This window comes from Pedobacter lusitanus (assembly GCF_040026395.1).
Lineage (GTDB): Bacteria > Bacteroidota > Bacteroidia > Sphingobacteriales > Sphingobacteriaceae > Pedobacter > Pedobacter lusitanus.
The window spans coordinates 3,525,187-3,537,933 of the sequence record NZ_CP157278.1; the positions used below are offsets into that span (position 1 = coordinate 3,525,187).

At 37.8% G+C, this 12,747-nt stretch carries 10 protein-coding genes; 6 read left to right on the forward strand and 4 right to left on the reverse strand.

Going from position 1 to position 12,747, the window contains the following annotated elements; all coding sequences use genetic code 11:
- Window positions 1-14 precede the first annotated feature (14 nt).
- A complete protein-coding gene (locus tag PL_RS15085) occupies window positions 15-2,093 on the forward strand; it encodes a S9 family peptidase (protein WP_235324691.1) in 2,079 nt (692 codons plus the stop codon).
- Window positions 2,094-2,212: 119 nt separating this feature from the next.
- Here the strand turns inward: PL_RS15085 and htpG are convergent, their stop codons facing one another.
- A complete protein-coding gene (gene htpG / locus PL_RS15090) occupies window positions 2,213-4,102 on the reverse strand; it encodes a molecular chaperone HtpG (RefSeq protein ID WP_348619823.1) in 1,890 nt (629 codons plus the stop codon).
- Between the two features lie 165 nt (window positions 4,103-4,267).
- Between htpG and PL_RS15095 the strand changes: the two genes are divergently transcribed.
- The 4 genes from PL_RS15095 to def all read left to right on the forward strand — a co-directional run bounded on the left by PL_RS15095 (window position 4,268) and on the right by def (window position 8,425).
- Window positions 4,268-5,248, forward strand: a complete 981-nt coding sequence (locus tag PL_RS15095; RefSeq protein ID WP_041883678.1) for a DUF2157 domain-containing protein — start codon at window positions 4,268-4,270, stop codon at window positions 5,246-5,248.
- Window positions 5,245-6,435 (forward strand): hypothetical protein, encoded by a 1,191-nt coding sequence (locus PL_RS15100; RefSeq protein ID WP_348619824.1) that lies wholly within the window; start codon window positions 5,245-5,247, stop codon window positions 6,433-6,435. The genes PL_RS15095 and PL_RS15100 overlap by 4 nt, the downstream gene beginning before the upstream one ends.
- A 50-nt stretch (window positions 6,436-6,485) precedes the next feature.
- The gene (locus PL_RS15105) at window positions 6,486-7,715 is read left to right on the forward strand and encodes a M16 family metallopeptidase (protein WP_041883671.1); all 1,230 of its coding nucleotides are present in this window, start codon (window positions 6,486-6,488) and stop codon (window positions 7,713-7,715) included.
- Window positions 7,716-7,861: 146 nt separating this feature from the next.
- On the forward strand, window positions 7,862-8,425 hold the full coding sequence (gene def, locus PL_RS15110) for a peptide deformylase (protein WP_041883669.1): 564 nt from the start codon (window positions 7,862-7,864) through the stop codon (window positions 8,423-8,425).
- Here the strand turns inward: def and PL_RS15115 are convergent.
- The 3 genes from PL_RS15115 to PL_RS15125 are packed head-to-tail and all read right to left on the reverse strand — an operon-like array spanning window position 8,422 to window position 10,475.
- Window positions 8,422-9,066, reverse strand: coding sequence for a hypothetical protein (locus tag PL_RS15115; RefSeq protein ID WP_041883668.1), 645 nt, complete (start codon window positions 9,064-9,066; stop codon window positions 8,422-8,424). The genes def and PL_RS15115 overlap by 4 nt on opposite strands.
- Window positions 9,067-9,120: 54 nt before the next feature.
- Complete coding sequence (locus PL_RS15120) at window positions 9,121-9,366, reverse strand: NifU family protein (RefSeq protein WP_041883666.1); 246 nt, start codon at window positions 9,364-9,366, stop codon at window positions 9,121-9,123.
- A gap of 32 nt (window positions 9,367-9,398) precedes the next feature.
- Window positions 9,399-10,475: an Mrp/NBP35 family ATP-binding protein gene (locus PL_RS15125; protein ID WP_041883664.1), complete on the reverse strand. Its 1,077-nt coding sequence runs from the start codon at window positions 10,473-10,475 to the stop codon at window positions 9,399-9,401.
- A gap of 118 nt (window positions 10,476-10,593) precedes the next feature.
- Here PL_RS15125 and PL_RS15130 point away from each other — a divergent pair, with 118 nt between their 5' ends.
- A complete protein-coding gene (locus PL_RS15130; RefSeq protein WP_041883662.1) occupies window positions 10,594-12,741 on the forward strand; it encodes a transglycosylase domain-containing protein in 2,148 nt (715 codons plus the stop codon).
- Window positions 12,742-12,747: the final 6 nt, after the last annotated feature.

The following is a 12,747-nucleotide window of genomic DNA, read 5'->3' on the forward strand; positions in this document are numbered from 1 at the left end:
ACAAAGATACAAAAATGGAAACTTATAAATGGCCCGCAGCAAAAGCACCGGTAGCGGATATTAAACCTAAACAGCGAACTTTTCATGGTGATACAGTAACAGATAATTATTACTGGATGATAGATTACTTTAAAAAAGGTCCGGACAGTGAAAAAACAATTGATTATCTAAATGCCGAAAACGTCTATCTGGAGAAGATGATGGCCGGAACAGAGACACTACAAGCCAATTTGTTTAAAGAACTGAAAGGCCGTATTAAAGAAAAAGATGAATCTGTACCTGCATTTAAAAATGGTTATTTCTATTATTCCAGAACAGAAGAAGGAAAACAGTACTCTAAATTTTGCCGGAAGAAAGGGACTTTAGAAGCGGAGGAAGAAATCCTCCTGGATATTGATGAAATGGCGAAGGGTCATCCATATTATTCGGCCACAGGATATACTGTTAGTCCTGATAACAAATTACTGGCATTTGCAGTAGATAATGTATCCAGACGGCAGTATACAATTCTGATTAAGAATCTGGAAACGGGAGAATTACTAAAAGATAGTATTGCCAATACTGAAGGGGATGCTGTCTGGGCAGCAGATAATAAAACCCTTTTTTATACTTCAAAAAATCAAAAGACCCTGTTAAGTGAAAAAATCAAAAAACATAAACTGGGGACCAGTACTGCTAAAGACAAGGTTGTTTATCACGAAAAAGATAAGTCAAATTTTATAAGCGTTGGAAAATCAAAGTCCGGCAAATATATCTTCATTTATTCGTCCGCAACATTATCTACAGAAGAATGGGTAATACCTGCTGACCAGCCTGATGCAGATTTCAAAGTGTTCCAGCCCAGGGTTAAGGATGTAATATACAGTGTAACTGCACTGGCCGATAAGTTCCTGATACTGACTAACTGGGAGGCTCAGAACTTTCGCTTAATGGAATGTCCCCTGGATAAAATGGGTATAGAGAACTGGAAAGAGGTAATCCCCCATCGCAAAGATGTTTTGCTGGAAGATGTTGAGGGATTCAAAGATTTCATCGTAATCTCTGAACGTAAAAATGGCCTTGTTCAATTGAGGATCCGTAACATAAACGGATCTGAGCATTATATAGATTTCGAAGATCCGGCTTATAGTGCTTCGGTTGGTAATAATCCGGAATATAACAGTACAAAACTTCGCTTTATATATACTTCCATGACTACACCGGTTTCTGTTTATGACTATCATATGGACACCAGAGAGAAACTGCTCATGAAACAGCAGGAGGTGGTAGGCGGATATAATAAATCCGAATATACTACAGAACGCCTGTATGCCACAGCAAAAGACGGGACCAAAGTTCCCATCTCACTAGTCTATAAAAACGGCTTAAAGAGGGATGGCAAGGCTCCTTTACTGCTATATGCCTATGGCTCTTATGGCCATAGCATGGATGCTTCCTTTTCAACCAGTAACCTCAGCTTATTAAACAGAGGTTTCGTTTATGCCATTGCACATATTCGCGGAGGACAGGAGATGGGCCGCTATTGGTATGAAGATGGAAAGCTGATGAAAAAAATGAATACGTTCACTGATTTCATCGATTGCGCAAAATTCCTGATTGAAAAGGAATTTACAAGTCCTGCACATTTATATGCCCAGGGTGGTAGTGCCGGCGGTTTATTGATGGGAGCTATAATTAACCTTGAGCCAGAGCTATGGAATGGTATTATCGCTCAGGTTCCCTTTGTAGATGTTATCAATACCATGCTTGATGAAAGTATCCCTTTGACTACAAATGAATTTGATGAATGGGGTAACCCTAAAAAAGAGGATGCTTATCATTATATGAAGAGTTATTCGCCTTATGAAAATATTGAGGCCAAAAATTACCCGAATATGCTGGTAACAACAGGTCTGCATGATAGTCAGGTTCAGTACTTCGAACCTGCTAAATGGGTCGCTAAACTCAGAGCTGAAAAAACTGACAAAAACATCCTCCTTTTGAAGACAGATATGGATTTTGGTCACGGTGGTGCATCCGGGAGATTCGATTATTTAAAAGATATTGCACTGAACTACGCTTTCCTGCTTAGTCTGGAGAATATAAAAAAATAAAAACACCAGACAGCAAGCTGGTTTTTCTATAAAAAACAATCCCTGTTTCCTATAAATCCTTCAGAAAGGAGATACAGAAAACAGGGATGTTTTTTTACCGGCAGTTTTGTCTGGAGAGATTAAATCAACTCAACACTTCTGTTAACAAATGCAGTCAGTTCAGCACCTGTCAGCATACCCTGAGATAGCAGAGCCAGATCAACAGCCTGTTTAGCCAAAGCACTTTGCTCTTCACTATTCTCAGTCTGTAAAATCTTATTTACTAATTTATGATTACCATTAATGGCAACTTTATAACTATCCGGCATATTACCATAGAAACTCATTCCACCACCCATTTGAGCCATGTCTTTCATTCTGCGCATAAATTCATCCATAGTTACTGTTACAGGGAATTCTTCAGGATGTAAGCCAACAATCTCCACCTGGAAACCTGGTTTAACAATCGCTTTTTCAAAAACACCTTTCACTGTTGCTGATTGTTCATCAGTTAATACTGATTCGACAACTTCATCCTTTTCGATCAGTTTACTTGCTACGCTGGAATCAACACGTTTCAACAATGTTTTCTCCAGTTTTTGCTCTAAAGAAGTTACAAAGTGATTATCAATTGCCGAATTCATCAGTAAAACATCATAATCCTTTTTATTAGCTGACTGGATGAAACCATCCTGTTTAGCCGGATCATTGGTATAGATGTATACAACCTGACCATTTTTATCGGTCTGAATATCTTTAACTTTTGCATGGTATTCATCAAGCGTATAGTTTTCGTTTTTAGTGTTCGTCACCAAAGCGAAATCTTTTGCTTTATCATAGAACTTCTCTTCGCTTACCATTCCGTATTTCACGAAAAGACCGATATCGCTCCATTTTTCTTCATAGGCCTTACGGTCTTTATTGAAGAGCTCACCTAGTTTATCAGCTACTTTTTTAGTAATATAGCTATTGATTTTTTTCACATTGCTATCTGCCTGAAGGAAACTTCTGGAAACATTCAATGGAATATCCGGAGAATCAATAACACCATGCAGCAACATTAAGAATTCAGGTACGATATCTTTTACTTCATCAGTAATAAATACCTGGCGGCTGAATAACTTGATTTTGTTACGCTGCATATCAAAATCATTCTTCACTTTAGGGAAGTATAAAACACCCGTTAAGTTGAATGGGTAATCTACATTCAGGTGAATCCAGAACAATGGATCTTCGCCAAATGGATATAATTGCTTATAGAAATCCAGATAGTCCTGATCTGACAAATCTGCAGGTGCTTTAGTCCAGATAGGATCAGTTGTATTGATGATATTATCAGTTTCAACAGCTACTGTTTTTGGCTTCCCTTCTTCATCCTCACCATCAGGAATCTGTTCTGTTTTTGTACCAAACTTAATTGGTACCGGTAAGAATTTACCGTATTTATCAAGGATCTCTTCTAATTTGTGCTGACTAAGGAATTCTGCTGATTCTTCATTAATATGAAGAATAATTGCTGTTCCTCTAGTCGTGCGTGAACCTTCAGTAATCTCATAAGAAGTACTTCCGTCACAAACCCAACGTGCAGGTTCTGCGCCATCCTGATAAGATAATGTCTGTATTTCAACCAGATCAGCTACCATAAATGCAGAATAGAACCCTAATCCAAATTTACCAATGATCTCATTTGCGTCTTTAGCATCTTTGAATTTTTCTACAAATTCACTCGCTCCTGAGAAAGCCACCTGATTAATATATTTTTTAATCTCTTCAGCAGTCATTCCCAAGCCGTTATCACTGATAGTGATAGTCTTCTTTTCCACATCAAGCGCTACTTCTACCAAAGGGCTACCCAGCTCACCACTGTATTGACCTAATGCAGCTAAACGTTTGATTTTTTGTACCGCATCAACCGCATTGGAAACCAGCTCGCGCAGGAATATCTCATTGTCTGAGTACAGGAATTTCTTAATAATAGGAAAAATGTTTTCGGTATGTATGGAAATACTCCCTTTTTCTTCTATGCTCATATGTTAACTCATTTTTAAGTACATAACGGCTTTATCAAGGGATGTTCCAATTTGATTTCAGTTGTCAAATTGACAGTAAAAAATGAACAGATTAATTTAAAACACACTCTTAAGCAATTAAATTTTCGTAAGCTTACAATAAGAATTAACTTTTGAGCCTGATCAATGAATACAGACCTCTATAAAAAACTCCATAACGAAGGACTTATCAGTGATGAAACACTGGAGAAAATAATAGCCAAAAACACGACCCCTTTATTCTCTTTGCACTGGGAACTTAAAACCCTGTTATACCTTGGCGTTACGCTTTTAAGTACCGGCCTGGGAGTTTTAATTTATAAAAACATTGATACTATTGGCCATCAGTTTATTTTACTTTTCATTGCAGCTATCTGCGCTGGTTGTTTCATTTACTGCATTAAAAACAGAAATCCTTTCAGCAGAGAAAAGAGCGATTCACCCAGTTCATTTTATGATTATATCCTGTTATTGGGTTGTCTGAGCCTTTTAAGCTTTTTAGGTTATCTTCAATTTCAATATCATGTTTTTGGTGATAATTATGGCCTCGCAACACTCATTCCTATGCTTATTCTTTTTTATGTTGCTTATGAATTCGATCATATAGGCATCTTATGCATGGGTATTACCAATCTTGCAATCTGGCTGGGCTTAACTGTTAATCCCTATACTATATTATCAAACGGACTGGGTAGTAATAACTCGCTGATCATTCCCTATCTTTTTCTCGGTCTGTTTTTACTGGCCGCAGGATATGTTTCGGAGCGCTATAATTTCAAAAAACACTTCAAGTTCACCTATCAGAATTTCGGTTTGAATATTTCCTTTCTTGCTCTTTTTACTGGTTATTTCACTACCTATGATAACGCCCTAAGCTTTTTGTGGCTGATTGGTGTCTTCGTTCTTGCATTCATTTTATACACAGATGCCCTGAAGAACAAATCCTTCTATTTTCTTTTGCTGATTATTCTTTACGCTTATACAGCTATCAGTACATTGATTGTAAGAGTTCTTTTTAACATGAACTCAGAAGCGGCCTTTGTGATGGGCTTACTATATTTTATTGGTTCAGCTATCTGTTTAATCATTGCGCTGATCCAGCTGAATAAAAAAATCAAAGAATCATGATTATCTACAATAAAACATGGCTCGCCAATCTGATTATACAGGATCAGATGAATAAGTCGGTAATTGCTGGCGACCTGCCTAAAGAAGAGTTTAAAAACATAGAACGGACCTATCCAGTCGGATTCTATTCTCCCAATATCTTTGTCAGAACAGGATTATTTGTGCTAACCTGTATCATTGCATTATTTGGCGGATGTTTACTGAGCTATATATTCTGGGACACGGGAATGGTCGATAGTGGTGGCTGGATATTGTTTTTAGGGCTTATCAGTTATATTGCTCTTGAAATTGTGGTTAAAAAAAAGAACCATTTCAGATCCGGAACCGATGATGCGCTGTTGTGGATTTCAGGTGGCTTATTCTGTGTCTCCTTTGTCTGGATGACAGCAAAGCTTAACTGGTTTTTCAATAATGGTGACCTGCATTCCTCTATACCAATAGCCACCTTCGCGTTGCTGTTAAGTATATACCTGGCTTTAAGGTTTGCAGACAGCCTGATGGCATTATTTTCCTTTCTTGCTCTTTTGAGTCTTATAGTAATGCTGGCCATTTATCATCTTTCTTTTGGTGCTTCAATACTCCCGTTTTTAGTCATGCTGATTTCTGCTGTTGTCTATTACTTTTTTTTATCTGCAGGCAGCAAACTGAAATTTGTACATTATCAGCACTGCTTACTCTTTCTGCAAACCGGTAGCCTCCTTACTTTATACCTGGCCGGTAATTACTATGTAGTCCAGCAATTAGGGAATGAGCTTTACGGATATACCTCTATTGGCCCATATAAGGTCCCATACCCCATATTTTTCTGGCCATGGACTATCCTTGTGCCATTTATTTATACCGGGCTCGGTATTTATAAAAAGAATGTAATTCTATTGCGTACAGGACTGGTACTGATCGCAATAGCTGCCATTACTTTTAAAAATTATTATCACGTGCTGCCAATTGAGGTTACCCTTGTTCTGATAGGATTATTTACACTGGCAGGCTCATACCTGACTATCAGATACCTTAAAACGCCGAGAAATGGCTTTACCTCCAGAGAACTTCAGCAGGACACCATAGCTGGTGGAATTAATATGGAATCACTTATTATAGCAACCACTCAGCTGGATGCTCCTAAAGGTACAGAAACCCGGTTTGGAGGCGGAGATTTTGGAGGTGGTGGTTCTTCTTCAACTTTTTAAGAAAGAATATTACAATTGGTTAGCAATGTTCTTCTGTATCTTTGCATAGAATGGAATATAATGTACACACACTGCCTAATGGCATTCGTCTTCTTCACGTACCCTCAGCATCAGCAATTTCGCATGCCTGTATTATAGTAAACAGTGGTTCACGTGATGAGACTGAAAGCCAGGCCGGGCTAGCTCATTTTATTGAGCATTTAATTTTCAAGCGTACAGAAAAACGGAATACAAATCAGATTCTGAACAGACTGGAAAGTGTTGGGGCAGATTTAAATGCCTATACAACTAAAGAATATACTTGTATCCATGCATCCTTTCTACATCCCTATCTGGACAGAACGCTCGAGCTTTTCAATGATATCGTATTCCATTCTACATTTCCTGAAGAGGAGATGGAGAAAGAAAAAGGGGTTATATTAGATGAAATCGCATCTTACCTGGACCAGCCGGAAGAGGCAATCTATGATGATTTTGAAGATATCGTATTTGCCGGTCATTCATTAGGAAGAAATATCCTTGGGACAACTGAGAGTGTAAACAGTCTTTCCCAACAGGATATTAAAGACTTTATAGCTGATAATTACAACACAGGTAAGATTGTTGTAGCGGTATTAGGCAATTACAGCCTGCCTAAAGCAGTTAAAGTCTTCACCAGATATTACGAAGCAATTCCACAAAACCTGCATCCGGAGAATAGAAAAACTCCTGAAAAATCAGCTGTAATTACAAGAACTGATCAGAAACCGATTATGCAGGCACACACAATGATCGGCTCTGCTGCTTATTCCCTGCATCATCCTTTTAAAACTGGTTTACTATTATTGAATAATTTACTGTGCGGGACAGGAATGAGTTCTATTTTGAATCTGCAGATCAGAGAAAAGCATGGAATTGCCTACAGCATAGAATCCGGATACAGTCCACTTAGTGATACGGGAATTTTCACTTTATACTTTGGTACAGATAAGGAAAAAGTTGACAGAGCACTGTCACTTATCTATAAAGAGTTTAAAAAGATAAGGGAAAATCCATTAACTGCAGTGCAGCTTCAAAAAGCAAAAAATAAATTTATCGGACAGATTGCTCTTGGAGAAGAAAACAGGATTGGCTTAATTGTTTCAATGGCAAAAAGCTTAATCGATTATAATAAAATAGATAGTCTTGAAACAGTTTTTCAGAAAATAGAGGATGTAAGTACCCAGGATGTAGCCAAGATTGCTGACGAGATTTTAAATGAAAAAAATCTGAGTGTCTTAACCTTTAACCCTGCAGGGTAAAATCTGCATATCCCCTGATTACAAGATAAATTTTAAACAGGCTCTAATATTCGTACTTTTGTATCATATTCTGTTCATCGCAATTGAGCGGGAAAAAGATATCATACAAATTGTATGTATTAAACAGGTCAAAAAATATTATACAAATGAAATTACCTATTATAGCTTATGGAGACCCCGTTTTAAGGAAAGTATGCCAGAGCATTGATGAAAACTATCCGGATTTACAAAAACTGATCAGCAATATGTTTGATACCATGTACGCAGCAAGTGGTGTTGGACTGGCAGCACCTCAGATCGGTCTGCCAATCAGGTTATTTATTGTAGATACAGGTGCGGATGAAGATGGTAAAGAAGGTTTCAAAAGAGTATTTATTAATGCTGTTATTCTGGAAGAAACCGGCGAACCATGGGCTTTTACAGAAGGCTGCCTGAGTATTCCTGAAATCAGAGAGGATGTATTGCGCAAACCAAATGTAAGAGTACAGTACTACGATGAAAACTGGGAATTGCATGAAGAAGCACTATCTGGAATGCCTGCACGTGTTGTACAACACGAATATGATCATATAGAAGGAAAGCTGTTTACAGATACGCTTAGCTTATTACGTAAACGGATGCTAAAATCTAAACTGGACTCTATCTCAAGAGGAGACATACACGCAGACTACAGAATGAAGTTCCCGCAACAACGCAATAAAAAGCGTTAATTGTTATTCATCTGCCTGCTTTTATCTCCACTAAAGATCTGCTGCATTAATTTACCCCAGGCGAAAGGGTTTAATAATGGATTAGTTTGTACCATATTCTTATTCAACGCCCTTTCCTGATCTATACGGAAATTCGTGGAAGAAATCTCTCCAGCATCCCTGGGGAGATATTGAATCTTACCATTAATGGAATGTGAAGACATGTTTTTCCTTGCAATCTCCATATCATCATCTGCAACTTTCATCGCCAGAAAATCTTTCGTAAACTCTTCTACCGTTGCCCATGGATAAATCCGCACTGCCGGCAGGTAAATAATATCTGACTTCATTTTTACCATAGCCGTATACTTTGAGTCTTTAACGTCAGACGGAATCAACACAACCTTATCCGTATATCCAATCGCATTGTAAATCAAGGTATCACCAGGATGAGCTACAAAAGAAAAATATCCTTTATAATTCGCTGCGTAACGCTGATCCTGATTAGTTTTATTGGTTATAGTCACATAAGGGACAACAAAACCACTGTCCCTGTCAGTTATAATCCCGGAAAATTGAATCAGTTTCTTCCCCGAAGGAGTTTGCTGAGCAAACAGTCCTGTAGTAAAAAAAATGAAAACTACCGCAAAAATGTATTTCATCGTACAAAAATAACTGTATTTCTTACAGTGACTAGTTAAATTTTGTTAAATGGTTTAAACCGACTCAGTCAGGTTAATTGCTTCAACGGCAGTAATTTGTGGTACCGCTTTCATAATAGCCTGCTCAATGCCGGCTTTCATGGTCATAAAGCTCATTTTACAAGACCCACAGTTTCCCAATAATTTCAGTTTAACGACATTATCCGGTGTAATTTCTTCTATAGCAACATCTCCGCCATCTGCCTTAAGATAAGGACGAATGGTTTCTAATGCTTGCTCTACTTGTTCTCTTAAATCCATGATATATTTTAAAATATAAATTTACTAATTTTTTAGCAATCCGTCCGCAATGCATTGTTAATTGCAATCTGTTGTGCAATTTTTCCTGCCATTTCTGAGAATGCAATAGACGTTTGGCTCTCTTTATTCATTGCAATAGGCGTACCACGATCCCCTCCTTCTGTAATCCCCTGAACCAAAGGTATTTCACCAAGAAAAGGAACGTCAAAAGAGGCTGCCAGCTCTTTTCCTCCATCTTTACCAAAGATATAATACTTGTTCTCAGGTAATTCCTCCGGAGTAAAATAAGCCATATTTTCAATTACCCCCAATACAGGAATATTAATACCTGGCATTCTGAACATCGCCAGACCTTTTCTTGTATCTGCTAAAGCTACCTGTTGTGGTGTAGTTACAATTACTGCTCCTGCAATAGGAAAACTTTGTGTAATAGTAATATGTATGTCACCAGTTCCCGGAGGAAGGTCCACAATCAGGTAATCCAGCTCTCCCCAGTCAGCATCATTGAACAATTGTTTGATTGCATTGGAGGCCATAGGACCACGCCATGGGACAGGTTGATCAGGATCGGCAAAAAAGCCTAAAGACAATAGTTTTATACCATATTTTTCTATGGGCAGTATAAGCGTTTTTCCTTCAGCTGTTTCCCTTGCACTAGGTTTAGCTCCAAGAAGATCAAACATAGTTGGTACTGAAGGGCCATAAATATCGGCATCAATTAAACCTACTTTTGCTCCATCTGCAGCTAAAGTAACAGCAAGATTACTTGCTACTGTTGATTTACCAACTCCACCTTTACCTGAAGATACCAATATGATATTTTTAATATCTTTTAGTTGCGTGGTATCATTTGGTTTAGTTACTCTTGAAGTAATCTTAATATTTATTTCAGCCTCCTTGTCTACAAAATGCCTGATAGCATTTAAACATGCATTCTTAAGCATATCTTTCATTGGACACGCCGGAGTGGTGAGTTCTAAGGTGAAATTTATTTTTTTATCTTCGATGCTCAGCTCTTTAATCATGTTCAATGTCACCAGATCTTTTTTAAGATCAGGGTCTTCGACATTTCTCAAAGCAGCTAAAACTTGTTCATTGCTAATCTTCATTGCCCAAAATTAACAAAAGGACGTTACAATTAATTGATTTTAGGCTTTTTAAGTGTAATTTTAACACGAAATAAACATTTGCATTTAGCGTTAAGCAATTAAACATCTATTTTACAGCATGCGTCTTCCAAAAATAAACATCCCTAAAAAATACATCAAAACAGGTGCATGGGTTCTAGGGGTATTTCTTGTAATCATCATCATTCTTGGTTCTGTAGCCTACAGCAAAAGAGAAGCTCTCCTTAAACAAATGATAGCCAAGGCTATTAAGAAGGCAGACACAGATTACGGATTAGCTATAAAAATAGGTAACGCCGGTTTCAACGGACTGAGTACAGTACACATGAAAGATATTTCTGTAGTGCCAAAAGACAGGGATACATTATCCACTGTAGCTGACCTCACTATTGGGGTTAAGCTCTTTCCTTTACTTTTTGGCGATGTTAAACTGGCAGAAATTGCTTTAAATTCCGGAAAGGTTAACGTGGTTTTGAAGGATAGTCTGACCAATCTGGACTTTATTCTGAAAAGAAAGAAGAAAGATAAAAAAGACAATAAAGCAAAAATTGATCTGAGTGAAATTGCTCATGACGTACTTAATCAGGTATTAAATAAAATACCTGATGATATGGAGATGAAAGACCTTCTTTTTACACTGAATGATAATGATACGGCAAAACTGAATTTCCTGACTACGACAGCTACAATTGATGGTGGAGACTTAAAATCAACTATTCTTGTGAATGGGCGTGAAGCTACCTGGCATATTGATGGTAAACTGAAACCGGGTAAAAAGCAAATGGATGTAATTTTCTTTGCTGACGGACAAAAGGTCGAATTGCCTTACCTGGAAAATAAACTACATACAAAATTAAGTTTTGACACGGTCAGAACTGAGATGAAAAGTGCCGATTACAGTGGGGACAATTTTAAAATCACAGGGTCATGGTCTGTCAAAAACCTATTAATCAACCATCCCAAAATAGCGTCAAATGATATTGTAGTAAAGGATGCGAAGATCGACGCAGATATGTTGATAGGGCCAAACTTTGTTGCCCTGGATAGTACATCAACCGTCTTTTTGAAAGATGCTGCAATTCATCCTTATTTGAAATACACACTTACACCAAATAAAATTTATGAAGTAAAGCTTCATGCTGATGAACAGGATGCACAGGCAGTTTTAAATGCGTTTCCCGAAGGACTATTTGAATCTCTGGATGGATTACAGGTCAAAGGAAAGATTAAGTACGACCTTAATTTCTATCTGGATAGCAGCACACCGGATAGCCTCAAATTTACGTCTGCGCTAACACCATACAACTTTAAAATAGTCAAATGGGGTAAGTTAAATCTGCAAAAGATCAATGATACTTTTGTTTATACACCCTATGAATATGGAAAACCAATGCGGGATATCACCATTGGTCCTTCAAATCCCAACTATACACCGCTCTCGGAAATTTCCAGCAATTTTAAAAATGCACTTTTAACATCTGAAGATCCTTCTTTTTACACACACAAAGGTTTTGTTGAGGAGTCTATACGTAAATCTTTTGTGATTAATTTCAAAGAGAAGAAATTTGTGAGAGGTGGTAGTACAATCTCTATGCAGCTAGTGAAAAATGTATTTCTAAGCCGTCAGAAAACACTAGCCAGGAAAGCAGAAGAAATTCTGATTGTCTGGTTAATTGAAAATAATCACCTCATCAGTAAGCAAAGAATGCTGGAGGTTTATTTCAATATCATTGAAATGGGCAAAAACATTTATGGAATCGGTGAGGCATCCAGACAATATTTTGGCAAAAGTCCGTCGCAACTGAACATAGGTGAAGGCATTTTTCTGGCAAATATAGTTCCGCGTCCAAAAATAGCCATGTTCAAATTCCGCGGTGACGGAGGACTTAAAGATTATATGCTGCCTTACTTCAGATATATGGGTAGAATAATGGCTAAAAGAGGTTTAACGCCTGCAGATACCAGTGGTTATGGCTTTTATAATGTACGACTAAGAGAAGGCCTGCGCCGTTACCTGCTGCCTGATTCAGCAAAGGTTGATACAGCTGCTTTTGATACAGACACCGATGCACCTGTTAAAATGCAGGATGAATCAAAAAACCTTTTTGACAGGCTATTTGGCCGGTCTAAAAAAGATACCACGACAAAACAACTAACGGTACAGGACACAGTAAAAAAGACAAGAAAAGAACTGCGAAGGGAAAGACGGGAAAAACGCCGTCTGGAAAAAGAAAAAGAAGCAAATTAACTTCGC